Source organism: Proteus sp. G2626, assembly GCF_009915985.1.
Classification (GTDB): Bacteria; Pseudomonadota; Gammaproteobacteria; order Enterobacterales; family Enterobacteriaceae; genus Proteus; species Proteus vulgaris.
On the sequence record NZ_JAABNH010000027.1, the window covers coordinates 180,044 to 206,438 of the forward strand.

25 protein-coding genes are annotated in these 26,395 nt (G+C 39.2%); 11 read left to right on the forward strand and 14 right to left on the reverse strand.

Annotated features, from left to right (window positions below):
* Positions 1-468 precede the first annotated feature (468 nt).
* Positions 469-717 (reverse strand): YciN family protein, encoded by a 249-nt coding sequence (locus tag GWJ05_RS13385; protein WP_036937102.1) that lies wholly within the window; start codon positions 715-717, stop codon positions 469-471.
* A gap of 307 nt (positions 718-1,024) precedes the next feature.
* On the opposite strand from GWJ05_RS13385, the gene topA reads away from it, so the two are divergent.
* The 3 genes from topA to cysB all read left to right on the forward strand — a co-directional run bounded on the left by topA (position 1,025) and on the right by cysB (position 5,518).
* Positions 1,025-3,622, forward strand: coding sequence for a type I DNA topoisomerase (gene topA / locus GWJ05_RS13390; protein WP_087802490.1), 2,598 nt, complete (start codon positions 1,025-1,027; stop codon positions 3,620-3,622).
* A 158-nt stretch (positions 3,623-3,780) separates the two neighbouring features.
* Entirely contained in the window at positions 3,781-4,305 is a 525-nt protein-coding gene (gene sodC, locus GWJ05_RS13395; RefSeq protein ID WP_087802487.1) for a superoxide dismutase family protein, read from the forward strand.
* A gap of 238 nt (positions 4,306-4,543) precedes the next feature.
* Positions 4,544-5,518, forward strand: a complete 975-nt coding sequence (gene cysB / locus GWJ05_RS13400) for an HTH-type transcriptional regulator CysB (protein WP_036937099.1) — start codon at positions 4,544-4,546, stop codon at positions 5,516-5,518.
* A gap of 60 nt (positions 5,519-5,578) precedes the next feature.
* On the opposite strand, the gene GWJ05_RS13405 is transcribed toward cysB, so the two are convergent.
* Positions 5,579-6,409, reverse strand: a complete 831-nt coding sequence (locus GWJ05_RS13405) for a hypothetical protein (protein WP_082239469.1) — start codon at positions 6,407-6,409, stop codon at positions 5,579-5,581.
* A gap of 222 nt (positions 6,410-6,631) precedes the next feature.
* On the opposite strand from GWJ05_RS13405, the gene acnA reads away from it, so the two are divergent.
* Positions 6,632-9,304: an aconitate hydratase AcnA gene (acnA, locus tag GWJ05_RS13410; RefSeq protein ID WP_115370257.1), complete on the forward strand. Its 2,673-nt coding sequence runs from the start codon at positions 6,632-6,634 to the stop codon at positions 9,302-9,304.
* 80 nt (positions 9,305-9,384) lie between these two features.
* On the opposite strand, the gene GWJ05_RS13415 is transcribed toward acnA, so the two are convergent.
* Positions 9,385-10,200: a MetQ/NlpA family lipoprotein gene (locus GWJ05_RS13415; protein WP_036937096.1), complete on the reverse strand. Its 816-nt coding sequence runs from the start codon at positions 10,198-10,200 to the stop codon at positions 9,385-9,387.
* Between the two features lie 250 nt (positions 10,201-10,450).
* A complete protein-coding gene (ribA, locus tag GWJ05_RS13420; protein ID WP_036937095.1) occupies positions 10,451-11,050 on the reverse strand; it encodes a GTP cyclohydrolase II in 600 nt (199 codons plus the stop codon).
* 267 nt (positions 11,051-11,317) lie between these two features.
* On the opposite strand from ribA, the gene pgpB reads away from it, so the two are divergent.
* The 6 genes from pgpB (at position 11,318) to GWJ05_RS13450 (ending at position 15,324) form a co-directional block, all read left to right on the forward strand.
* Positions 11,318-12,037, forward strand: coding sequence for a phosphatidylglycerophosphatase B (pgpB, locus tag GWJ05_RS13425; protein ID WP_036937094.1), 720 nt, complete (start codon positions 11,318-11,320; stop codon positions 12,035-12,037).
* Positions 12,038-12,196: 159 nt separating this feature from the next.
* Complete coding sequence (locus GWJ05_RS13430) at positions 12,197-12,514, forward strand: LapA family protein (RefSeq protein WP_036937091.1); 318 nt, start codon at positions 12,197-12,199, stop codon at positions 12,512-12,514.
* A gap of 12 nt (positions 12,515-12,526) precedes the next feature.
* Positions 12,527-13,696 (forward strand): lipopolysaccharide assembly protein LapB, encoded by a 1,170-nt coding sequence (lapB, locus tag GWJ05_RS13435; RefSeq protein ID WP_036937089.1) that lies wholly within the window; start codon positions 12,527-12,529, stop codon positions 13,694-13,696.
* 45 nt (positions 13,697-13,741) lie between these two features.
* A complete protein-coding gene (gene pyrF / locus GWJ05_RS13440; protein WP_036937087.1) occupies positions 13,742-14,476 on the forward strand; it encodes an orotidine-5'-phosphate decarboxylase in 735 nt (244 codons plus the stop codon).
* A gap of 5 nt (positions 14,477-14,481) precedes the next feature.
* A complete protein-coding gene (gene yciH / locus GWJ05_RS13445) occupies positions 14,482-14,805 on the forward strand; it encodes a stress response translation initiation inhibitor YciH (RefSeq protein ID WP_036937085.1) in 324 nt (107 codons plus the stop codon).
* 108 nt (positions 14,806-14,913) lie between these two features.
* Positions 14,914-15,324, forward strand: a complete 411-nt coding sequence (locus tag GWJ05_RS13450; protein ID WP_036937082.1) for a hypothetical protein — start codon at positions 14,914-14,916, stop codon at positions 15,322-15,324.
* A gap of 72 nt (positions 15,325-15,396) precedes the next feature.
* Here GWJ05_RS13450 and GWJ05_RS13455 read toward each other — a convergent pair whose 3' ends face one another.
* From GWJ05_RS13455 to GWJ05_RS13500, 10 genes are all read right to left on the reverse strand, one after another.
* Positions 15,397-15,945, reverse strand: a complete 549-nt coding sequence (locus GWJ05_RS13455; protein WP_036937079.1) for an RNA 2'-phosphotransferase — start codon at positions 15,943-15,945, stop codon at positions 15,397-15,399.
* Positions 15,946-16,129: 184 nt separating this feature from the next.
* The gene (locus tag GWJ05_RS13460) at positions 16,130-18,076 is read right to left on the reverse strand and encodes an exoribonuclease II (protein ID WP_036937076.1); all 1,947 of its coding nucleotides are present in this window, start codon (positions 18,074-18,076) and stop codon (positions 16,130-16,132) included.
* Between the two features lie 113 nt (positions 18,077-18,189).
* The gene (nth, locus tag GWJ05_RS13465) at positions 18,190-18,828 is read right to left on the reverse strand and encodes an endonuclease III (protein WP_036937072.1); all 639 of its coding nucleotides are present in this window, start codon (positions 18,826-18,828) and stop codon (positions 18,190-18,192) included.
* A 12-nt stretch (positions 18,829-18,840) separates the two neighbouring features.
* Positions 18,841-19,545: an electron transport complex subunit E gene (locus GWJ05_RS13470; RefSeq protein ID WP_036937069.1), complete on the reverse strand. Its 705-nt coding sequence runs from the start codon at positions 19,543-19,545 to the stop codon at positions 18,841-18,843.
* Between the two features lies 1 nt (position 19,546).
* The gene (gene rsxG, locus GWJ05_RS13475; RefSeq protein WP_161681443.1) at positions 19,547-20,173 is read right to left on the reverse strand and encodes an electron transport complex subunit RsxG; all 627 of its coding nucleotides are present in this window, start codon (positions 20,171-20,173) and stop codon (positions 19,547-19,549) included.
* Between the two features lie 18 nt (positions 20,174-20,191).
* Positions 20,192-21,268: an electron transport complex subunit RsxD gene (gene rsxD, locus GWJ05_RS13480; protein ID WP_036937063.1), complete on the reverse strand. Its 1,077-nt coding sequence runs from the start codon at positions 21,266-21,268 to the stop codon at positions 20,192-20,194.
* A gap of 6 nt (positions 21,269-21,274) precedes the next feature.
* Positions 21,275-23,437: an electron transport complex subunit RsxC gene (gene rsxC, locus GWJ05_RS13485; protein WP_161681444.1), complete on the reverse strand. Its 2,163-nt coding sequence runs from the start codon at positions 23,435-23,437 to the stop codon at positions 21,275-21,277.
* Positions 23,430-24,056 (reverse strand): electron transport complex subunit RsxB, encoded by a 627-nt coding sequence (rsxB, locus tag GWJ05_RS13490; RefSeq protein ID WP_036937055.1) that lies wholly within the window; start codon positions 24,054-24,056, stop codon positions 23,430-23,432. The genes rsxC and rsxB overlap by 8 nt, the downstream gene beginning before the upstream one ends.
* The gene (gene rsxA, locus GWJ05_RS13495) at positions 24,056-24,637 is read right to left on the reverse strand and encodes an electron transport complex subunit RsxA (protein WP_036937052.1); all 582 of its coding nucleotides are present in this window, start codon (positions 24,635-24,637) and stop codon (positions 24,056-24,058) included. The genes rsxB and rsxA overlap by 1 nt, the downstream gene beginning before the upstream one ends.
* Positions 24,638-24,731: 94 nt before the next feature.
* The gene (locus tag GWJ05_RS13500; protein WP_036937049.1) at positions 24,732-25,199 is read right to left on the reverse strand and encodes a DUF2569 domain-containing protein; all 468 of its coding nucleotides are present in this window, start codon (positions 25,197-25,199) and stop codon (positions 24,732-24,734) included.
* Between the two features lie 131 nt (positions 25,200-25,330).
* Here GWJ05_RS13500 and GWJ05_RS13505 point away from each other — a divergent pair, with 131 nt between their 5' ends.
* Complete coding sequence (locus tag GWJ05_RS13505) at positions 25,331-26,374, forward strand: oxidoreductase (protein WP_036937046.1); 1,044 nt, start codon at positions 25,331-25,333, stop codon at positions 26,372-26,374.
* The last annotated feature ends 21 nt before the right edge of the window (positions 26,375-26,395 follow it).

Consider the following 26,395-nt stretch of genomic DNA (forward strand, 5'->3'; position numbering starts at 1 on the left):
ATGAATACAGCGATATAAGCACTATTAGCGATACCAAGAAGGTCAAACTTGGTATCGCTGTTATTTTCCTTCCTGCCAATTGACACTTTTTGAGTTTTTCAAACAGAGATATTGATGCTTTATTGGAAAAATTGTTTTTCAATAAGATAAAAAAAGCCAGTGAAAAATTCACTGGCAATTAAAGAAATAATTGATGTTGCTTAACAACAACAGAGTAAATATTTCCTCTTTCTAGGAAGTGTCAATATAGCGTTAAAAACAGAATAACAATAATTGATATTACTGATTGTATTGATAGGTTGTGTAATCATAAACATCAGACAATAGCTATTCACCTCACCTTTCATTGCATTTGTATTCTTTAATTCCGATTTTTTATGCAAGATATTGTTGAGAAAAAACAACATCTAGCAAGTCACACCTCTTTCTCGATGATGAGATTAAGGGTGAAATAGTCCTAAAGGCGATTTATTCTAGATGATATTTATCAGATAACACATGTGCTAAATGTTTAAACATATTAAAAGCCGCAGTGCTTTTTGTCGTTGGTAAACCCTGTTCATCTAAAAAAAATTCGCCTTTAAATACGAGGACATTACCTTTTTGTTCAACAGAATCCGCATGCATACCTTGTAAATAATCTTCGTGTTCACATATGATTTTATTCGCTTTTTCAAGTAGCATCTCTGTTGTTATAGGTGTAGTTTGTGTTGACATAATCAGTGCTCCTTAGAAAAATAATTTGTTGCGCCTCACTTTTTATCAGGTAGAGTGTGGCATTTTTAAAAGCTTAGCTACTCTATATGTAGCAAATATCATTTACCTGTTGCTCGATCAAAGCAGTGAGGTGATTAAAATACCTCAAAAAAAGTAATGAGTTTTGAGCTCAAACAAAAGCTTTGAATAAAAACAGGTTGATATATTGCAAAACTAACGCAATATAAAAAAGAGATTTTAAACATTTTTTTAGTTGAGGGTATTAAACAATACCGTCATAACAAAGTTTAATTAGGTAAAGGTAATTATGGGTAAAGCTCTTGTAATCGTGGAGTCCCCGGCAAAAGCCAAAACGATCAATAAATATCTTGGCAATGACTACGTAGTTAAATCTAGCGTGGGTCACATTCGTGATTTGCCCAAGAGTGGTTCTGGCAGCCAGAAGAGCGAAAACTCATCCGCCACGAAAGGCGTGAAAAAAGTTAAAAAGGATGAGAAGTCAGCCTTAGTCAGCCGTATGGGAGTCGATCCTTATAATGGATGGAATGCGAACTATCAAATTCTACCTGGCAAAGAAAAAGTGGTGGCTGAACTAAAAGCATTGGCTGATAAAGCTGATCATGTCTATCTCGCAACGGACCTTGACCGCGAAGGAGAAGCTATCGCGTGGCATTTACGCGAAGTTATCGGCGGTGATGATGAACGATTTAGTCGAGTAGTTTTTAACGAAATCACGAAAAATGCTATTACACAAGCTTTCCAAACTCCAGGTGAATTAAATATAGACCGCGTTAATGCGCAACAAGCACGTCGCTTTATGGATCGTGTTGTGGGTTATATGGTTTCACCTTTACTTTGGAAAAAAGTCGCTCGTGGATTATCTGCGGGCCGAGTACAATCTGTTGCTGTACGCCTATTGGTTGAACGTGAGCGTGAAATTAAAGCCTTTGTTCCTGAAGAATATTGGCAGTTGCACGCATCATTATTAACGCCTGATGAACAACCATTGCGTATGGAAGTTACGCACTATAATGATAAGGCCTTCAACCCAGTTTCATCTGATGAAACACAGGTTGCGGTTAACGCATTAAAGAATGCAACTTTCACAGTAAAAGATCGTGAAGATAGACCAACATCAAGTAAACCAAGTGCACCACTTATCACATCAACCTTACAGCAAGCGGCTAGTACGCGTTTAAGTTTTGGTGTGAAAAAAACAATGATGTTAGCTCAACGCCTTTATGAGGCTGGTTATATTACCTATATGCGTACTGACTCGACTAACTTAAGTCAGGATGCAATTCAAATGGCGCGTGATTATATTAGCGAGCAATTTGGAGCTAAATATTTGCCGAAAGAGCCAAACGTTTATTCGAGCAAAGAAAATTCGCAAGAAGCGCATGAAGCTATTCGTCCTTCAGATGTCAACGTTATTGCAGAATCTTTGAAAGATATGGATAACGATGCCAAACGATTATATCAACTGATTTGGAATCAATTTGTTGCGTGTCAAATGACACCGGCAAAATATGATTCAACGACATTAACCGTCGAATCAGGAGATTATAAACTACGCGCTAAAGGCCGTACTTTACGTTTTGCTGGTTGGACGAAAGTGATGCCAGCGATGCGTAATAAAGATGAGGATAAAACATTACCAGCTGTTGATGTAGGCGCAAAACTAGCTTTAACTGAGCTAGAACCTACGCAACACTTTACTAAGCCACCAGCACGTTTTAGTGAAGCGACATTAGTTAAAGAATTGGAAAAACGGGGTATTGGTCGCCCTTCAACTTATGCTTCAATCATATCCACTATTCAAGATCGTGGTTACGTGAAAGTTGAAAACCGTCGTTTTTATGCTGAAAAAATGGGTGAAATTGTCACTGATCGCTTAGAAGAAAATTTTAGCGATTTAATGAATTATGATTTTACAGCACAAATGGAAGACCACCTCGACCATGTCGCAAACAACGAAGAGAATTGGAAAGCTGTATTAGATGCATTCTTTACTGATTTTAGTCAGCAATTAGAAATCGCTGAAAAAGATCCGGAAGAAGGCGGTATGCGACCAAATCCAATGGTAATAACCTCCATAGAATGCCCAACATGTTCTCGTCATATGGGAATTAGAACAGCCACAACAGGGGTATTCTTAGGATGTTCTGGTTATGCATTACCCCCTAAAGAACGTTGTAAACAGACTATTAATCTTATTCCTGAAGATGAGTTATTGAATATTCTGGAAGGGGAAGATGCAGAAACTAACGCGTTACGTGCACGTCGCCGTTGCCCGAAATGTGGTACTGCAATGGACAGTTACCTGATTGACACGCATCGTAAATTACATGTTTGTGGTAATAATCCGGCATGTGATGGTTATGAGGTCGAAGAGGGTGAATTCCGTTTAAAAGGTTACGAAGGTCCTGTCATAGAGTGTGATAAATGTGGCTCTGAAATGCATCTGAAAATGGGGCGTTTTGGTAAATACATGGGTTGCACCAATGATGAATGTAAAAATACGCGTAAGATCTTAAAAAGTGGTGAAATTGCGCCACCAAAGGAAGATCCAGTTCCACTTCCTGAATTGCTGTGTGAAAAATCTGACGCCTATTTTGTCTTACGTGATGGCGCGGCTGGTGTATTCTTAGCTGCAAATACCTTCCCTAAATCAAGGGAAACACGTGCACCTAAAGTGGAAGAACTTGTTCGCTTTAAAGACAGACTAGCAGAGAAAATGCGTTATTTAGCCGAAGCACCAGTGGCTGATCCTGACGGAAACCCAACAATTGTGCGGTTTAGTCGTAAAACTAAACAACAATATGTTTCTTCAGAGAAAGATGGCAAAGCTACGGGTTGGTCTGCATTTTATGTTGATGGTAAATGGGTTGAGAAAACCAAATAACATTGACATCACGCGATAAATTTAAAAGCGACTAATGAGAGTTAGTCGCTTTTTTTGCATGAAGAAGATAGGCTAATTAAAGTATATTGAAATAGTATAAAATAGTTAATTTCTATTTGTCTGATATTTTACTTTGCTAATAATAAGACGGAGATACTATGAAACTGATGCCTTTGTTACTCTCTGGTTTACTTTTCACGTCAGTGGCAAGTGCTGCCACATTAGATATCACATTAAAAGAAGCACTTCCTACAGGTGCAGGTAACGATATTGGTGTTGTTACCATCACTGAAACTGATTATGGACTGTTATTTACGCCAAAGTTGACCGGATTAACACCCGGTGTACATGGTTTTCACATTCATGCTAATGGTTCTTGTGAGCCAGATATGAAAGAGGGGAAACCTGTTCCTGCTTTAAAAGCTGGTGGCCATTTAGATCCTGAAAAAACGGGTGTTCACTTAGGGCCTTATAATAAAGAAGGGCATTTAGGTGATTTACCTGGATTGGTTGTTAATGATAAAGGTGTTGCTGATTACGCAGTATTAGCACCCAAACTAACTAAACTTGAGCAAGTGAAAGATAAAGCCATAATGGTGCACGTCGGTGGCGATAACTATTCTGATAACCCAGAAGCGCTTGGCGGTGGTGGTGCAAGAATGGCGTGCGGTGTGATTAACTAATTGAATGCCTTTATTGTGTTGAAATCAAAGCTGACATCAAGTCAGCTTTTTTTATGCTTACTTATAGCTTATAACCATTCGATATAACAAAACCTAAATAACCCTATTAATTACGTTAGACCGAAATGAAATAAGTGATATAGTGGTTATATATTACATCTTTATTATTCTTTTTAGTTATATGAATATAAATAGAATAGCGGAATAATAAGTCTTTTGTTGAAGGGATAGCCTCTCTATGAAATTACAACAGTTGCGTTATATCGTTGAAGTGGTGAATAACGATTTAAATGTATCAACCACGGCAGAGCGTTTGTATACATCTCAACCAGGGATAAGTAAGCAGATCCGCATGTTGGAAGATGAGTTAGGTATACAAATATTTTCTCGTAGTGGTAAACACTTAACGCATGTGACGCCTGCAGGTGAAGAGATTGTTAGGCTGTCTAGAGAAATTTTGTCAAAAACAGAAGCCATTCGGGCAGCTGCGGGTGAACACACTTATCCAGATAGAGGTTCACTGTCTATTGCAACAACGCATACACAAGCGCGTTATGTATTGCCACCAGTGATAAAAGGTTTTATTGAGCGTTATCCAGATGTTTCATTGCATATGAATCAAGGTTCACCAACACAAATCGCCGAAGATGTTTGCAGAGGTAAAAGTGATTTTGCGATTGCGACAGAATCACTGCATCTTTATAACGATTTAGTCATGTTGCCTTGTTATCGTTGGAATCGTATTGTGGTGGTTTCTAAAGATCATCCTTTGGCTCAAAAACGAGAAGTGACATTAAAAGAGCTTGCTGGTTACGATATCGTGACCTATACCCAAGGTTTTACCGGGCGTTCTGATCTTGATGATGCCTTTGGTAAAGTCGGTTTAAAACCTAAAATTGTTTTCACTGCAACGGATGCCGATGTCATTAAAACGTATGTAAGATTGCATTTAGGTATTGGTGTGATTGCCAGTATGGCGTTTGATCCTGTGCTGGACAGTGATTTAGTGGCGATTGATATGCGTGATAAATTTAGCTATAGCACTACTAAAATTGCCTTCCGCCGTAGTGGTTTCTTACGTGGTTATATGTATGATTTTATGTGGCGTTTTGCACCACATCTTACTCGAAATTTAATTGAACAAGCTGTCGCATTGCGAACTCATGAAGAAATTGAAGAGCTATTTAAAGAGATAGAATTACCATTAGTGTAATACTGAAAGGCGGGTAATTCCCGCCTTCAAGCGTGTTCATAAATCTTAATCCTATATAACTTATTTCAGATAAAAATCCCCACTAAAAAAAGCGTCTGACTTTGTAATGCTGAGTTGACGATACTTGTTTAAAAAATTATAAAATTGTTGATTAATTTGCGGATCATCAAGTGCGTTAGCATCAAAGATAGACGTGATAGTGCTGTACTCTAAAGAAATCGTGAATTTACGTCCAATGCAACTGGCGAGTAACATTTTGGCTGATTGATAGGAAAAACGTAAGCTTAAGATTTTTAATTTAGGCACAAAAATAAGATGGTTATTATGATTGAGGATCTCGGTTACTCCCGCAATGGTTATTGTTTGGTAACTATCTAATGATTGACGTAATCCAATTTCTATCTTTTGGCCTTGAGTGCGTAAAAAATCAATAAACTCTCCTAATGCAGGAGAGGTGGTATTAATCGCTACACCAAGTAATAATTGAATAAAAGCTTGAGCCACCGATAAATTAAATGTTTGTTTATGGAGTTTTTTTGTTTCAATTTTATTGTGTCCTAAAAGAGGAAGATGATTAAGTGTATCTAACCAATGTTCAGGGCGATAATAAGCCTCGTTATCCTCTTTTTTTAATGCAGCAAGATGGTTTGCCATAATAGAAATAAGGCCAATTTGAATATTTTTAAGTTGAGACATCCTTTCTATTTCAAATTCTTCAAAAGACTTTGGTGATGCGATGATAAATTGTACAAGACCTTCTGTATCTTTTAGATTTTGAGAATGTAATGAATTTATCGACAAGGTTTGTGGAAAAGGAGGGGTAATAGGTTCAGCAAAGTAACGATCGGCGCTCATTATATTGTTGAGTAACTCAGATTGTTTATTATTCATAAATATTATCCTTTCATAGTGATACCTCCGTTATTAAATCTTAATTAGACAAAAATCCTGAGACTAAATTTTATTAACTCTATGACATCAATAACATTACGTTAACAAATTGTGTGGTCTTTAAGCGAAATTTTGCGTTATATGATATGTTTAATAGATAACCTTACCTATTTTGATAGTTTATTAAACATGCTGTCAGTATAAAAATAAGAAGGAGGAGCTATGTCGTTACGCTTGAAAACAAAGAGTCATTCCACGCTCTTAGTCGGATCTCAAGAATATGAGTACTACCGTCTTTCAGAAGTTGCTCGTCAATTAGGCGATATTACCCGTCTTCCTAAGTCTCTGAAGGTGTTACTAGAAAATTTAGTCCGTTATCTTGATAACGATACTGTTGTTGAAGAGGATATTAAGGCATTAGTTGATTGGCAAAAAACAGCTCATGTATCACGTGAAATTGCCTATCGACCAGCAAGAGTTCTTATGCAAGATTTTACGGGGGTACCAGCTGTTGTCGATTTAGCTGCCATGCGCGAAGCCGTAAAATCTTTGGGAGGACAAGTGGAGAAAGTGAATCCACTATCGCCCGTTGATTTAGTGATTGACCACTCTGTTATGGTTGATGAATACGCCAGTAAAAATGCGTTTGCTGAAAACGTTGAAATAGAAATGGAGCGTAATTATGAACGTTACCTTTTCTTACGTTGGGGACAGCAATCCTTTGAACGTTTTCGTGTTGTGCCACCAGGAACAGGAATTTGCCATCAGGTCAACCTTGAGTATTTAGGTAAAGCCATCTGGTCTGAAGAGCAAAATGGCCGTTATGTGGCTTATCCTGATACCTTAGTAGGAACAGATTCTCACACCACGATGATTAATGGCCTTGGTGTTTTAGGTTGGGGGGTTGGGGGTATTGAAGCGGAAGCTGCGATGTTAGGGCAGCCTATTTCAATGCTTATTCCTGATGTTGTCGGTTTTAAACTGACAGGAAAACTGCGAGAAGGTATTACAGCAACAGATCTTGTCCTCACTGTCACTCAAATGTTACGAGCCCACGGTGTAGTAGGAAAATTTGTTGAGTTCTACGGAGATGGTTTAGCCTCATTACCTTTAGCTGATCGGGCAACGATAGCGAATATGTCTCCAGAGTATGGTGCGACCTGTGGATTCTTCCCAATAGATGAAATCACTCTTGATTACTTGCGTTTAACAGGACGCGAAGAACAAGAAATTGCTCTGGTTGAAGCTTATAGTAAAGAGCAAGGTTTATGGCGTCATACAGGTGATGAGCCTATCTTCACCTCTACATTATCTCTTGATATGGGAACTGTTGAAGCAAGCCTAGCCGGGCCTAAACGTCCTCAAGATAGAGTGAGTTTATCAAGTGTTCCTAATGCATTTAAAGCGGCAGTAGAGCTTGAAGCAAACAAGAAACCACTTTCACACTTTCCTGAAGTAAAAATTGATGGTTATCCTGAATTTAAACTCACTGATGGCGCTGTTGTGATTGCGGCGATCACATCTTGTACAAATACTTCAAACCCGAATGTCTTAATGGCTGCGGGATTGCTGGCTAAAAATGCGGTAGAAAAAGGATTGCAGCGTAAGCCTTGGGTTAAATCCTCTTTAGCACCTGGCTCTAAAGTCGTCACAGACTATCTTAATTTAGCGGGGTTAACCCCTTATCTTGACGAGTTAGGTTTTAATCTTGTGGGATATGGTTGTACAACGTGTATTGGTAATTCAGGGCCTTTATTAGCACCAATTGAAAGTGCAATTAAAGACAATGATTTAACCATTGCTGCAGTATTATCAGGTAACCGTAACTTTGAAGGTCGAATTCATCCGTTAGTGAAAACCAACTGGCTTGCTTCGCCACCATTGGTGGTTGCTTATGCATTGTCAGGAAATATGAATATTGATCTTACTAAAGAACCTTTAGGTAAAGATAAACAAGGTAACCCTGTTTATTTAAAAGATATTTGGCCTGATAGTAAGGCGATTGCGGATGCCGTCGAAAAAGTGAAAACGGAGATGTTCCACAAAGAGTACTCTGCTGTATTTGAAGGGGATGAAACGTGGAAATCACTGAAAACACAAAACACACCCGTTTATACTTGGCAACCTGATTCTACCTATATTCGTCACCCTCCTTTCTTTAAAGGAATGACAAAAACGCCTGCACCGATTAACGATATTCACCAAGCCAGTATCTTGGCAATATTAGGTGATTCAGTAACAACTGACCACATATCTCCCGCTGGAAATATTAAAGCGGATAGCCCCGCAGGGCGCTATTTACGTGAACATGGCGTAGAGCCTAAAGATTTTAACTCATACGGTTCTAGACGTGGTAATCATGAAGTGATGATGCGAGGAACTTTTGCTAATATTCGTATTCGTAATGAAATGGTACCAGGAGTTGAAGGCGGTTTTACCAAGCATATTCCAACCGGTGAAACGTTAGCAATTTATGATGCTGCTATGCGTTATCAGCAAGAAAATACGCCATTGGCGATAATTGCAGGGAATGAGTATGGTTCTGGCTCTAGTCGTGACTGGGCGGCGAAAGGAACTCGTTTATTAGGTGTTCGTGTCGTGATTGCGGGCTCTTTTGAGCGTATTCATCGTTCTAACTTGATTGGTATGGGCGTTTTACCGTTAGAATTCCCAGAAGGCGTTACACGTCAAACATTAGGCTTAAAAGGTGATGAGAAAATTGAGATCACTGGGCTTAATACATTAACACCAGGTCAAGATGTCGCGGTTAATCTTACTTTCGCAGATAATCGCACAGAAACGATTATGGCGCGTTGTCGTATTGATACTCAAACTGAACTTGCTTATTTCCAACATGGTGGCATATTGCATTATGTTATTCGTAATATGCTGTAATTAGTCTTATCGTTATAGAAATAAGAAACGCCTCATTATTTTTATAATAATGGGGCGTTTTTATGTATTTGTAATAATAATTACCAGCCTTGTATAGCGCCACCGTTAAAAATAGTTTCGGCCGCTGTTGCGACTTCGGGGGATTGGTAAGCTTTTATAAAATCCTGTACATTATTAGCGTCTTTATTGTCTTCCCTTGCCACTATGATATTGGTATAAGGGGAGTTTTTATCTTCAATAAAAATGCTGTCTTTTGTCGGGGATAAATTGATTTGTTGAATATACGTGGTGCTAATAATCGCAACCGTGACTTTAGGATCGTTTAATACTCGTGGTAATTGCGCACCTTCTAGCGCCATAATTTTTAATTTAAGAGGATTATCAATAATATCAATAGCAGTAGGTAATAAGCCACTATTGGGTTTTAATGTGATAAGTTTTTCTTTATCTAATAACAGTAAGGCTCGGCCCAAGTTGGTTGGATCGTTAGGAACTGCAATGGTATCGCCAGATTTTAATTCAGAAGGGTGTTTAATTTTTGTTGAATAGCCCGCCATAGGAAAAACAAAAGTATTGCCCACAGCCACTAAATTATAACCACGAGATTTATTATCTTGAGCAAGAAAAGGACGATGTTGAAAAACATTCGCATCTAACTCTTTATTTGCGGTGGGATCGTTCGGTAATAAAGAGCCACTAAACCCCACTAACTCAACGTCTAAACCATATTTTTCTTTTGCGACTTTTTTCGCTATTTCAGCCACATCTTGTTCAGCACCATTTATTACGCCAACTTTGATTGAATAGCGGTTTTTATCGCTATTATCACAGCCCGTTAATAACGTTCCTACTAATAAAAGTGCACCCAAAATCCTACCTGAAAAATGTAATGGCATAATATCTTCCTATCAAAATTTATTTAGTAATAAATAACTTAGAATCAGATGGATAGTCAATGAAATCGAATATGACAATTTTTCACATGATATACTTTAAAGATAAAAATAAGTAAAAAAGCAAGATGTAAGAAAATGAACAGAGAGATAAAGAAGTGAATAAACAAGATAATAGGTAAAAGTCATCAAATAAAAAATCCGAGTGATGAAACTCGGATTTGAAAATAATTAATGCTATGTTGTTGCTTTATTATTGCGCTTTCTTAAATAAAAGATGGCCCATTTTATCGGCTTTGGTATCTAGATAATGCGCATTACTTGGATTACGACCCACAATTAAAGGCACTCGTTCTATCACATTAATACCCGCTGCTTTCATGATTTCAATTTTCTTCGGATTATTGGTTAATAATCGTACTTCATGAACGCCTAACAAATTATACATATCAGCACAAAGGGTAAAATCACGTTCATCAGCTTTAAAACCTAATTCAAGGTTCGCTTCAACGGTATCTAATCCTTTATCTTGTAATGCATAAGCTCTTATTTTATTTAGTAAGCCAATATTACGACCTTCTTGGCGGTGATAAAGTAATACGCCACGACCTGTTTTACTTATTTGTGAAAGCGCGGCTTCAAGTTGGAAACCACAATCACAACGTAGGCTAAATAAAGCGTCACCCGTTAGGCATTCCGAATGAATACGAGATAATACGGGCTCTGTGCCCGATATATCGCCATAAACAAGAGCGACATGATCTTTACCTGTTGCGATTTCTTCAAAACCGACCATTAAAAACTCGCCAAAAGGCGTTGGTAGCTTTGCTTCTGCGATTCGTCTTAATTTCATTATTTTTGACTCATAATTTCAGGTGAAACTCTCGTTCAAGATTATACACTTTATAACGAGAACAAAGAGAAATAAAACACTGAAATATTTCCATGTCTAATTGGCAAGGGAAATAGGTAACACACACTTATAAAATCACACCACAATAAATTATCAGATTTTGGACCTTATTGCATAATGATTTATTGCTAAACGAGCATCGTTTATACTGATTGTCTTTAAGTACGAATGAAAGACAATATTTATATTTGAAAAGAGGCTAATATATTGAATAAGCATTTCACTCAATTAATTTTATTAGGCAGTATATTGCTCTTAATCGTGCCTAGTGCAGTGTTGATCGTGGGATGGCAATGGCAACCTACCGATCACCCTTTAGGGGGTATCAGTACATTGTGGATAGCAAACAGTGCAGCAAAACCTTGGGGGGCCGTGACGATTATTGTTTTGTTAGCGTTGCTTTTTGTGGTTTTAAAATTAAAACGTTACCATTTCATGCAACTGGCCGTGATAATTATTGCGACCTTATCTATTGGGCAATTAATTAAGGTTGCAGTTAAAAATACAGTAAAAGAGCCTCGTCCTTATGTTGTTTGGGTGAGTGAGAATTTGCATATTACTCCAGAGGCTTTTTATCAAGTATCAAGACCTGAGCGAGAACAATTGCTCCAAAATGGATTTGCTAACTCACCGATGATCCCAGAATGGCAACTTAAACATTGGAAAGCTGAAACGGGTTATGCTTTTCCATCCGGTCATAGTTTATTTTCAGCAACACTCGCCTTGTTTGTTTTTGTCCTTTTTATGTTGCGTCGTCATTATTTTTTAGCATCACTCGGGTTATTATGGGGAATCGATGTCACGGTAGGGCGTATTGTATTAGGAATGCACTGGGCATCTGATGTGATTATCGGTATTCTTATCAGTACAGCGCTGGTTTGGTGTGCATTTAAGGTGATTGAGCGACGTATATTACTCAAATCCTGACAATAGCCCTTATTTTTGAGATACAGAATGTCTTTTTCGATATTTATGTGAAAAAATATACGAAAATCAGTTGATTCTAAGAAATGACTTTCTTTGTGCGCAGTGAAAATGCTACCTTTATCTGTCCATTAAAGAAAAGAGAATAAAAAAGGAAATAATGTGAAAAAAGTCCTACTTTTTATTTTAGTTATTCTTATTTTTGCCATCGTGGTTATTGCCATGACTTTGGGCTCAAATAACGATCAGGTAGTCACATTCAATTACCTTATTGCTCAAGGTGAATATCGTATTTCTACCTTGTTAGCCACACTGTTTGGTGTAGGTTTTGTTCTTGGTTGGATTGTGAGTGGTATTTTTTATTTACGTGTACGCTTATCTTTAGGCCGAGCAAAACGTAAAATCAAACGGCTTGAAAGCGCTCAAACAAAACAAGAAAACCAAGAAAGTCGCCCAATGGTTGCTTCTGCTACGAAATAAGGACGATAGCTGATGCTAGAATTGCTGTTTCTGTTATTACCTGTCGCGGCGGCTTACGGCTGGTATATGGGGCGTCGTGGTGCCCAACAGGATAAACAGCAGAATGCCGATCGCCTGTCACGAGAATACGTGGCGGGTGTTAACTTTTTACTTTCTGATCAACAAGATAAAGCAGTAGATCTCTTCCTTGAAATGCTTAAAGAAGATAGCTCTGCGTTTGAAGCTCATCTTACATTAGGCAATCTTTTCCGCTCTCGTGGCGAAGTTGAACGCGCAATACGTATTCACCAATCCTTAATGGAAAGTGCTGCACTTTCTTTTGAACAACGCCTTCTTGCTGTTCAACAACTCGGTCGTGACTATGTCGCCGCAGGAGTTTACGATCGTGCTGAAAATATGTTTCAGCAACTTATTGATGAGCAAGAGTTTCGCCAAAGTGCTTTACAATCCTTGCTGGCTATTTACCAGTTAACCAGCGATTGGAGCAAAGCCATTGACATGGCTGAAAAATTGGTGAAATTAGGTCAGCATGAGTTAAAAGAACAAATTTCACATTTTTACTGTGAATTGGCACTTCAAGAAATGAGTAGTGATAATCTTGATAGTGCACTTAATTTTCTACAAAAAGCAGGGCAAGCAGATCCCTTCTGTGCCCGTGTTTCAATTATGTATGGTCGTATTTATATTGCTCGTGATGAAAAACAAAAAGCCATTGACGTGCTGATGAACGTTATTGAGCAAGATAAAGAGATGGTCAGTGAAACATTACCTATGCTTTTTGAATGTTTTCAAGCACAGGAAGATACCTCTCGTTGGGAGGCGTATTTACGCCAATGTGTCGATAGTAATTGTGGTGCAATTGCCGAGCTTTACTTGGCAGATATTATTGAAGCCAAAGAAGGTATTGAAGCAGCTCAGCTTTATATTAATCGCCAATTAGAACGCCATCCTACGATGAGACTTTTCTATCGGTTAATGCGTTACCATTTAGCAGAAGCAGAAGAAGGTCGAGCCAAAGAGAGCCTTATCTTATTGCGTTACATGGTCGGTGAACAAATTCGCACCAAACCGGATTATCGTTGCCATAAATGTGGTTTTACCTCTCATGCATTATATTGGCATTGTCCATCCTGTCGTTCATGGGATACCGTTAAACCTATTCGCGGTTTAGATGGTCAGTGACGATGTCACTTTTTTAATAGTCTCTTTATAAATAAAGGCCCTAAAATGTCATTTCATTGTGATAAAAAATCGCCCGAGTTCACCTGCGCGCCCGTTATTGTGGCATTAGACTATGAAGATCAAAAAAGTGCGTTAGATTTTGCACAACGTATCGATCCCTCATCTTGCCGTTTAAAAATTGGTAAAGAGATGTTTACCCGTTTTGGGCCTCAGTTTGTCACACAGCTACAAAAAGGTGGCTTTGATATTTTCTTGGATCTGAAATTTCATGATATTCCCAATACCGTTGCAAGAGCGGTTGCAGCTGCCGCTGATTTAGGTGTGTGGATGGTGAACGTACATGCAAGTGGTGGAAGTCGTATGATGCGCGCCGCTAAAGAGAGTCTTGCCTCTTATGGCAAAGACGCGCCACTTTTAACGGCAGTAACTGTGTTAACCAGTATGGATCACTCTGATTTGATTGAGTTGGGCATAACATTGACACCCGCAGAACAAGCAGAACGTTTAGCGTTATTGACAAAATCTTGTGGTCTTGATGGTGTTGTTTGTTCTGCGCATGAAGCAACACGTTTTAAACAAGTTTGTGGTGATGATTTCTTATTAGTGACACCGGGTATTCGCCCAACAGGGAGTGATATTGGTGATCAGCGTCGCGTAATGACACCAGAACAAGCCGTTTTAGCGGGCGTTGATTATATGGTGATTGGGCGTCCAATTACACGTAGTGATAATCCTCTTGAAACATTACAACAAATTAATCGCTCTATACAAGGTATGTAATTAATATGGATAATAACTCTCGTTTGGTTTACTCCACAGATGCGGGTCGCATTAAAGAAGAAGAGCAAAAGCCAGCGCGCCCAGCCGGTGATGGTATTGTTCGTATTCAACGTCAAACTAGTGGACGTAAAGGAAAAGGGGTTTGCGTTGTTTCAGGTATCGATCTGGATGATGCTGAGCTGGTCAAACTTGCCGCCGAACTAAAGAAAAAATGTGGCTGTGGTGGTAGTGTAAAAGACGGTTTAATTGAGATCCAAGGTGACAAACGTGATTTAATTAAATCGCTATTAGAAGCCAAAGGAATGAAAGTGAAACTTGCTGGTGGCTAATTTATTTAGCTAGCTAGATAGCAACAAAATGAATAATAGTGCGCTAATTTTCTATTGAAATTGGCGCATTTTTTATTGTCATTAATAGATGTATTTTAAAGGTATTTTATGAAAGCGTATTTGATGATTGTAACGTTGTTGTATTCTTCTGCGCTTTTGGCAGAAAGCAAAATGGATAAAGTGATTGTCCATGATCAATATTGTTCTTCACCAGAGCAAACGTTGGATGAAGTCTTTGAGAATGGGTCGCTAACACATTGTATTTATACAGGGCTTTCAATTGCAGATGCATATAAAAAATATGTCAATGAGCATGATGAAGAATACCTTGAAAAAATCATTAAGGTGAACAATAACATCCAGAAAGAGTATACAAAAGACGGTGTTTTTGTTGATTATAAATGGGAAAATCCGAAAAAATTAATGATAGAACAGCAGTTTGCAGGTGGTTTTAGCGAAATTTTATTAGAAGAAGATCAAAAAGGTACAAAAATCACGATCACAGGCCATCCCGATTAAGGATTAACTAAGTAGTGAAGTCCGTAAGTAAGATTGTAGGTGACAATGTCACCTACTTGTTTATATTTCATTTTATTCTTTCTCTTCGATTTTTAGATAATTCACCGGTACGAAAAGTGTTAACCATACACCATTATCAGACTGATAAAACTCAAAACCTTCACTAAACATTTTTTCACTATCGACAATTAAAACAACTGCTTTTCCATGACGATTGCCGACATTCACTGCTGTTTTATAATCTTGTGATAGATGAACATATTGGCGACCGTTAGGTATTAAACCTTGATTAAAAATACTGTCGATAAAGCGAGTCGCTGTGCCATGATAAAGTATTTTGGGAGGAGTAATAGCTTGGTAAGCAACCGTAGTCTTAAGCGAGTGTCCTTGAACGGCACGAATAAAAAGCCCATCTTCTGAAATAGCGAAACGCTTTTTATCATTCGTTTTGACCACATCGTTGATAAGTTCAAGGGTTAGTGGCGTGCCTTTCTTCTGCGTTAACAAGATCAATTGTGATATTTCACCCCATCCTTGAGCATCAAGTGATAAGCCAATACTTTCAGGGGCGTGTCGTAATATATAGCTTAAGAAACGGCTAATTTGCACTTTATCTTTCATAATTCAATCCATTTGTTATTTATTAAATTTATGAGACGGGCATGTTATTTTCCCAATCCCATAAAAAATCTCCTTTTCATACTCTTTAAATTTCTAGTGTTATGTCTAACAAAGATAAGAGGCATAAAAAAACTGATAGCTCAAAATGAACTATCAGTTTTATTGTATATCGATTGTAGGTTAATTAGATAGGGCGAGCAACGACATTGCGCGTTTCTAGTTTTACATCTTCGATACGAACGGGAATAATATCATTGAGTTTATAAGCGCTTTCGCCTTTTACAATAACCGTCCCCGTTTCTTGACTGCATTGAATTTCATCACGTACAGCATGTAAGAATGGCGCAGGAATAAAGGCGACAGCTCCATTTTCAACTAAACGAACACGAATACCACCACGTGTAATATCGATAATTTCAGCGTTAAATGGCGTTTCAGTACCTGCAAAAGGTTTTAAGAAACGGGCATATAACCAATCTCCCACATCTCTCTCGGCCATACGATTAGCACGACGGCGTTCTGCAATACGAATACCATCTTCTTCTTGTGGTTTTTCAGCATGTTCTTTGCTGATAATCGCTTTTAGCAAACGGTGATTTAAAATATCACTGTATTTACGAATTGGTGAAGTCCATGTTGCGTAAGCTTCCAACCCTAAACCAAAGTGAGGACCCGGCTCTGATTTGATTTCAGCAAAGTTTTGATAACGACGAATACGGCTATCAAGGAATTGATTTGGTTGGTTATCGAGCTCACGACGTAATTGGCAGAAACCTTCAAGGGTTAACAAACTTTCAGAAGTGGTTTCAATACCATTATCCTTTAGAGTTTGTACAACTTGATCGATATAAAGTGGATCAAAACCAGTGTGAACGTTATAAACACCAAAGCCTAAATTTTTTGCTAGCACTTTAGCTGCACAGATATTGGCCGTGATCATCGCTTCTTCAACAATGCGGTTGGCGATACGGCGTTTTTCCGCAACGATATCTAAAACATTACCACCTTCATCAAGAATAAAACGATAATCAGGACGTTCTTTAAAGACTAGAGCATGTTTTTCGCGCCATTCATGACGTTTTTCACACATCTCTTTTAATAACATTACTTGCTCATGTACGATGTCATTTTCAGGTTTCCAATCGCTGTTACCGCTTTCTAACCAATCTGAAATATGGTCGTAAACCAGTTTAGCTTTGGATTCTACCCACGCAGAATAGAAGTGAATATCTTCAAGCAGAGAGCCATCTTCAGTGATACTGACTTGGCAGACTAAAGCAGGGCGTTTTTCATTAGGACGTAATGAACAGATGTTATCTGACAGTTCGCGAGGCAACATTGGGATATTAAAGCCGGGCAGATAGTTAGTCAGTGCACGTTGTGCTGCAATTTTATCTAATTCACTATTTGGCAGAATATAAGCCGTAGGATCGGCAATGGCAATAAATAGCGTTAATTGACCGTTCTCTTCTTTACGAATAAAGAGTGCATCATCCATATCTTCTGTTGATGCACTATCAATAGTGACAAAATAGAGAGAAGTCAGATCTTCACGAGGTAAAATATCATGTAATGTAAGCGTTTCATTACCCATTTCAGGTGCATCACGTTCAAGCTGATGACGCATTAAAGTCACCCACCAAGGTGCAAAGTGATCATCTTTATCTGTGATGTAGTCTGTTATTTCGGCTTGAAAGCCTTTATCACCTTTATTCAGTGGGTGACGACGCATTACGGCAACAGCCCAATCTTGATTGACAAAACTATGTGTTAAGTTTTGAGCTGGGCGACAAGGGATTGCGTCTTTTAGGAGAGGGTGATCTGGTATTATCCACAGACGGTTATCTCCCTCTTTTTTCTGAATACGACCGACAAATCGGGTTAAGAAAGGTTCTACTAACTCTTCAGGCTCAACCGACTCTTTATCGCCGTTTGTATGAACGGTAGCAATAACGCGGTCACCGTGCATCACTTTTTTCATTTGCGGAGGGGGAATAAAATAGCTTTTCTGACCATCAACTTCAAGGAAGCCAAAGCCTTTATCTGTTCCCTTTACAAGGCCTTCCACGCGCGGTGTTTGGGCATGGAGTTGCTGTTTTAGCTGTGCAAGCAGCGGATTGTCTTGAAACATATTTTTCCGGAAAGTCGGCAGTTTTAATAATAAAAGTGGGCAATAGTTTTATTCGATTGTGTGTAGCGACGCAAGTAATATCGCATCAGAAAAACAGACAAATCGGCAAATTTTTATTCAGGATCTGTTTTTTCTTTAAATTCACACAGATCTTCAATAATACAAGAGCCACACCGTGGTTTTCGTGCAATACAGGTATAACGGCCATGAAGAATAAGCCAATGATGGCAATCAACTTTAAATTCTGCCGGAACAACCTTTAAGAGTTTTTGCTCAACTTCATTGACATTCTTACCAGGGGCAAAGCCTGTGCGATTACTCACTCTAAAGATATGTGTATCGACAGCAATAGTTGGCCAACCAAATGCGGTATTTAAAACAACATTTGCAGTTTTGCGACCAACACCAGGTAAAGCTTCAAGGGCTTCTCTGTTTTCAGGGACTTCACTGTGATGTTTATCCACTAAGATCTGACAGGTCTTAATCACATTTTCAGCTTTAGTATTATATAGGCCAATGGTTTTAATGTATTTCTTAAGCCCATCCACCCCTAAATCTAGGATTGCTTGTGGTGTATTGGCAACAGGATAAAGCTTAGCGGTTGCCTTATTGACACTCACATCGGTGGCTTGTGCAGAGAGTAACACGGAGATCAATAGTTCAAACGGAGAGTCAAATTTTAGCTCTGTCGTAGGTTGCGGATTGTTATCACGCAACCGAGTTAGAATTTCAATACGTTTTGCTTGATTCATTATGCTCACAAATTAATTTTTAACGATATGACTACCACAGCCTTGTTCTTTTTCGTAAGTTTTCATTGTCGAAGCGCTGCGCTTTTTCTGTCTTTCATCGATAAGGTATTTTCCCGCTAACATAAAGCCTAAACCGATAAAAGCACCTGGCGGTAAAATGGCAAGTAAGAAGGGTGAATCTAAATGAACTATTTCGATTCTTAATACTTGAGCCCATTCACCTAACAGTAAATCTGCACCGTCAAATAATGTTCCGTTACCTAAAATTTCACGGATCGCGCCTAATACAAAGAGTGCGGCTGTTGCCCCTAATCCCATAGCTAAACCATCAATGGCAGAAGGAAAGACTTCATTTTTAGCGGCGAAGGCTTCAGCACGGCCAATAACAATACAGTTGGTGACTATTAATGGAATAAAGATCCCCAACGATTGGTATAAACCATAAGCGTATGCGTTGATCAGTAATTGCACAGCACTGACGACAGACGCGATTATCATAACATAAATTGGGATACGAATTTCAGAAGGAACCCAGCGACGTAAACTTGAAACTGCCACATTGGTGCAAAATAATACTAATGTTGTCGCAAGCCCTAAACCCAATGCGTTAGTTGCTGTTGAAGAAACGGCGAGTAAAGGACATAAGCCAAGTAATTGCACTAGGGCTGAGTTGTTTGTCCATAACCCTTGAGCAAAGAGCGTTTTAATGGAGTTCATATTAATTCGCCTCACAGACAGAGAGTGTTTCTAGCTTCTCTGGTAATGATTGTATTAGCCATGCTGTACGTTTTGATGAGTTAATAACAGCGCGGGGGGTGATCGTCGCACCTGTAAATTGATCAAAATCGCCACCATCTTTTTTTACTGCCCAATGTGGATCGTTTTCACTGAAAATGAATTTATGGCTCAGTGTTGTGATCCAATCAGAAATGCGTGTTTCAATTTTATCACCTAGACCGGGAGTTTCGTTATGTGCGGTTACACGAACACCTAGAACGTTACCTTTAAAGTCAGCACCAACAAGAAGTTCGATTGCACCTGAATAGCCATCTGGCGCGGTAGATTCTAAGGCCACTGCAACAGGTTTTCCTTCTAAACGCGCTACATAAAGTTTATGAGGGTTTGAATTTCCCAATTCAGGTGCCGTAAGTAGATAACAATCTTTAGAAAGTTCATTGTTATACATTGTTTGAGGGATCACTTGATCCAATAATTTTTGTTTTTCTATAGCCACTTGCTCTGCAATGGTATCTGCGGTTAAGTGGTATACCACCGCGGTTAAACCTGTTGTACAAGCCGCAAAGACAGCTAATGTTAGCCCATGACGTTTTAAGATCTCGATCATCATTTTCTCCTTGGCACATTAATGCCCATAAACACGAGGGCGTGTATAGCTATCAATTAAAGGTACAGCGATATTGGCAAGTAATACAGAGAAAGCAACTGCATCGGGATATCCGCCATAAACGCGTATAATCCAAACTAACAAACCAATCATACCCGCATAAATTAAACGACCTTTAGGGGTTGTTGAGGCACTCACAGGATCTGTCGCAATAAAGAAAGCACCTAACATCGTTGCACCTGAGAAAATTTGTAATAGAGGTTGGGAGTAACGAGTAGGATCGATACCCCAACTAATAACAGAACATAAGGCTAACATTGAGATCATTGCAACAGGGATATGCCAGCTAATAATGCGTTTATAAAGTAGAACTAATCCACCAATTAAATAAGCGACATTCACCCATTGCCAGCCAATGCCGGCAAATTTCCCTTGTAAAATAGGTGTCGCTAACACTTCATCAATAGAGTGGGTTAATAAGCCTGTTTTAAAGCTATCAAGAGGTGTAGCTTGCGTAATGCCATCAATGGAGCGTCTTAAATCTTCAAGTGTTAAGCCTGATGATGTATGACCTGTAAAGAAGATATTTAAACTGTCCATGAAATTGTAAGAGACAGCTTGTAATTCAACAGGAGGCATCCACGATGTCATCTGTACTGGGAATGAGATCAATAAGACCACATAACCTACCATTGCCGGGTTAAATGGGTTTTGCCCTAAACCGCCATAAATGTGTTTTGCGATAACAACAGCAATAAAGGTGCCTAAGACAATTATCCACCATGGTGCTAAAGGTGGAATACTAATGGCGAGTAATACACCAGTAAGCAGTGCGGAGTTATCTTTGAGGTAACGTAAAGGATCTTCTTTTTTGAGTTTTACGCAGACAGTTTCAGCCACAAGTGCGACGATTATGGCTAATATAATTTGGTAAATAGTGCCTAAACCAAAGAAGTAGATCTGACTGATGATCCCCGGCAATGTGGCTAAAATAACCCATAGCATAACTTGGCTAGTGGATTGCTGATTATGCGTAAAAGGTGAACTCGCAATTTTTAATTTACTGTTGTTATTTTGTATCGGTCTAAATTTCATCTGTGATTAATCCAAGGTAACTTCTTCTTTAGCACGACGCTGTTCGGCTTCTTTTTTCGCTTTTACTCTGGCAATAGCTGCAACAACAGCCGCTTTGCGCGGATCGACTTCTTCGGTTTCAGCGCTTTCAGCAGGGGCTTCAACAGTTGGCGTTGCTTGAGAAGTTTGCTGTGCTTTTTTGGCTTTCACACGCGCCAATGCTGCAGCAACAGCCGCTTTGCGCGGATCGACTTCTTCGGTTTCAGCGCTTTCAGCAGGGGCTTCAACAGTTGGCGTTGCTTGAGAAGCTTGCTGTGCTTTTTTGGCTTTCACACGCGCCAATGCTGCAGCAACAGCCGCTTTGCGCGGATCGACTTCTTCGGTTTCAGCGCTTTCAGCAGGGGCTTCAACAGTTGGCGTTGCTTGAGAAGCTTGCTGTGCTTTTTTGGCTTTCACACGCGCCAATGCTGCAGCAACAGCTGCTTTGCGCGGATCAGCATCTTCGTTGTCACTTACTGTATTATCATTTGAGGCTTCTAATGCTTTTTGCTGTGCTAATTTGGCTGCTTGTTTTGCTCTGACTTCCTCTTTACGCTTTCTACGTGCGGCGATAGCAGCTGTGTTATCTGGCTCTTCACCTGCTTTCACAGAAATAATTTTACCGATACTCTGTTTTTCTTTTACACGAGAGAGCGCAGATTGAACTTCATTATGTTCATTATCATCAAGTTTAACTGCGGCACGTTGATGTCTTGCTTCACGCTCAAGTTTCTCACGTTCCATACGTAATTTTTTGGCTTCAAAACGCGCTTTCGCTTCAGCTGCGCGTTTGGCTTCCGCATCAATTTCACGTATTTCAGCTTTTTCTTGACGATAGTATTGAACCAGCGGGATATTACTTGGGCAAACAAACGCACAAGCACCACATTCAATACAATCAAATAAATTGTGTTGTTGTGCTTTCTCATGCTCTTTACCTTTACTAAACCAGTAAAGTTGTTGAGGCAGTAAACCACTTGGACAAGCATCGACACAATGACCACAACGGATACAGGCTTCTTCAAGACTATCTGTATCCATCTCTTCAACTGAAGGGATAAGTAGGCAGTTGGTTATCTTAACAACAGGAGCATTTAAGTCTGGTAAGGTAAAACCCATCAAAGGCCCCCCCATAATCACCATTTGCTCAGAGCCTGCAACAAAACCGGCTTGTTTTAGCAATGAGTAAATAGGGGTACCTAAACGTACCCAAAAATTACCCGGTGTTTTAGCACCATTACCCGTGACTGTGACAACACGTTCAATTAAAGGCTCATCATCAATAATGGCGCGTTTGATGGCGACTACCGTACCTACGTTTTGCATTAATACACCAATATCAGATGAACGTCCCCCTGATGGTACTTCTTTACCCGTTAAGATCTTGGTCAGTTGTTTAGCACCGCCAGAGGGATATTTTGTGGGAATGACTCGAATAAAAATTCGTTTCTCATCAGGTACGGCATTTAATGCCTGTTTCAATGCTTCAATAGCTTCAGGTTTGTTATCTTCAATACCAATTAACACTTCATCAGGACAGAGTAGGTGAATTAAGACCTGACATCCAGCAATCACTTCATCAGCATGTTCTTGCATTAAGCGATCGTCTGCTGTGATATAAGGTTCACACTCTGCTGCATTAATGATGAGTGTTTTAACGAGGTCGCCACCACCTTTTAATTTTGATGCAGTTGGGAATCCTGCGCCCCCTAATCCTGCAATACCTGCTTCATGGATACGGTTAAGTAACGTATCTCTATTTTCTAATTGGTAATTGATGATAGGTGATTTCTCTCGCCATTCATCTTTACCATCAGATTGAATTCTTACGGCTATTTCAGGTAACCCTGATGGGTGAGCACTTGGAAAGGGTTCTATAGCAACGACAGTGCCCGAGATAGATGCATGAACAGGTAATGTTCTGCCAACACCTTTGGTCAAAGGTTGTCCTTTTAAAACATGCTCACCTACGCTGACACAAAGTTGCCCCGGTACACCTAAGTGCTGATGAATAGGAATAATCACTTCATCAGGCAATTGTGCTATACGCATTGGTGTACGACTTGACTGTAATTTCATTTCAGGAGGATGAATACCGCCTTTAAAATCCCAGATTTTATCTTTTTTAAATAACGAAAAGAGATTAAACATGAGCGTTATCCTCCGTCTTTAATGACGGTTCATCTTCAGGTGTTTCTTCAGGCTCTGCTGGAATGTTCTTAACAGGGATAGTATTTAAATCCCATTTCCAATTTGAGGTTGTCACTTTGACGGGTACTAAGGTAATACAATCTGTTGGGCAAGGTGGGACACATAAATCACACCCTGTACATAAGTCTTCAATCACCGTATGCATTGCGCGTGTTGCACCAACAATGGCATCAACAGGACAGGCTTGAATACACTTAGTACATCCAATGCAGTTATCTTCATCAATTAAAGCGACTTTTCTAACGGGATTTAATGCTTCTTCGTCACCATCAAGTGGCTGAGGTTCAACCCCCATTAATTCTGCGATTTTTAACATTACTTGTTCGCCACCCGGCGCACAACGGTTAATCATTTCACCATTGTTTGCAACCGCGTCGGCATAAGGGCGACAACCAGGATGGCCACATTGCCCACATTGACTCTGTGGCAAAATAGCATCTATTTTTTCAACAATAGGATCTTCTTCCACTTTAAAACGGCGTGCAGAATAGCCCAAAATTAGCCCAAAGATAAGACCTAGCGCACCTAGCACGCCAATTGCTATCCATAAAGAATTCATTACAGTTTCACCAAACCACTAAAACCCATAAAGGCGAGAGACATTAAACCTGCGGTAATTAAACCAATTGATGCACCTTTAAATGGCGCAGGGACATTGGCCACTGCTAATCTTTCTCTAATGGCGGCAAATAATACCATTACAAGAGAGAAGCCGACGGCAGCACCAAAACCATAAACAGCAGATTGCATAAACGTGTGTGATTGATTGATATTTAATAATGCCACACCTAATACAGCACAGTTCGTGGTAATTAAAGGTAAGAAGATCCCTAATAAACGATAGAGTGTTGGGCTTGTTTTTCTTACGACCATTTCAGTGAATTGTACAACGACTGCAATAACTAAAATAAAGCTTAGTGTGCGTAAATAAAGTAAGTCCAAAGGAACTAAAATAAAATTATCCATCAACCACGAACTAATCGAGGCAAGAGTCATAACAAAGGTTGTCGCAAATCCCATACCGATTGCGGTTTCTAATTTTTTTGATACACCCATAAAAGGGCATAAACCCAGGAATTTGACGAGTACAAAGTTATTCACCAATACGGTGCCGACGAATAGAAGCAAGTAATCAGTCATTGTTATGCCAAAATTGTTAAACAGAGAAACAAAAAGCCTCCTGAAATAAAGAGGCTAAACAAGCGTATATAATATCAAGGGTAAAGGTGCGAAGTTATCGAACTTGTGTGAAAGTTTCACGAACACGCTTTGCATACTTGATATAAGGCACAAAACAGACCGTCGAGAAAACAGACCATAGAAGCGATTTTAACGCTGTTTGATCATCTACAGGCGCAAAGCCGAAGCTTTTTATCGCTAATAGTAAGTTGATAAGTAACCATAAAATAAATAGACGTGGAAAATTTTTTGCGCGATAAAAGAATTGACGTAGTAGATATACTGTAAAACCGAACATCACCCAAGTGGTGAGCGCAGAAAGATACCAACTTGATATTAAATGGAAAGGAAGCTGGTGGAGGATCGAAAAATCCGCAAAATATTTAAGAACGTAGAGAACTGACATCAAGCCTGAGCCAACAATTGATAAGATCATATAAGCCAATGGCGCGAGTAGCCACCCTGTAATAGGCGCTTTTCCTGAGGGATTATTTTGCGCGTTTGCTTTGAGATCAAATTTCATTAATAAATTATTCCTACTCATGTGTATAGAACTAAACAGGATATTATCACAAACTTTGTTATTATTTATTTAGCTACAAAAGTGAAAGTGATTTTTGTTAATAAAAAAGCAGATAAAAATAGGATAGGGTTATGGCAAATAAACTCAATGTTGGGATTATCGGGTATGGTTATGCAAGTAAAACCTTTCATGCTCCCTTAATTACAACAACCGAAGGCTTAAATCTCAGTGCAATTTCAAGTTCTGATGAAAATAAAGTCAAACAAGATTTTCCTCACATCACGGTTTATGCAGACCCTCAAGCACTTATTAATGATCCCTCAATAGACTTAATTATTATTCCAACGCCGAATAATACTCACTATTCGTTAGCTTCACAGGCTCTGGCTGAAGGTAAACATGTTGTTGTTGATAAACCGTTTACACTAACACTGGAAGAAGCTGAAAAGTTGACTCAACAAGCAACAGATGCAGGCAAGCTACTTTCTGTTTTTCATAACCGTCGTTGGGATTCTGGTTTTTTAACAGTTAAAAAACTGTTAGCGGATAAAACACTCGGTGAGATTAGTGCCTATGAAGCGCATTTTGATCGTTTTCGTCCAACCGTGCGTCAACGTTGGCGAGAAGATGCGGGAATTGGTGGCGGGCTTTGGTATGATTTAGCGCCTCATCTTCTTGATCAAGCTGTTTGTCTTTTTGGTGAACCTAAAGCAATGACAGCAGATATCGCTCAATTACGTCCTAATGCAAAAAATGCCGATTATTTTCATGCATTATTAGAGTATGACAATCTTAGAGTTGTTCTTCATGCGTCTATGCTAGTTGCATCTCCAACACCTATTTTTGCTATTCATGGAACAAAAGGAAGTTATGTTAAATATGGTTTAGATACTCAAGAAGACGCCCTAAAAGCCGGTTATCTCCCTAATCAAACTTATAATTGGGGAATGGACAGTCATGATGGTGAATTAACAATACTGTCAGCGTCTGGCGAGTTAGAGACAACCACACTGACTACACTTTCTGGTGATTATCCGGCTTATTATCAACAAGTTTATCGTGCAATTACCTTGGGTGAAGAAAACCCTGTTACGCCAATACAAGCAACAACTATTATGCGTTTAATTGAAGCGGGCGAAATTTCAAATCGTTTAAAACAAACTATTACGCTATAAGCTAAAGGGAGCGCTCAATCT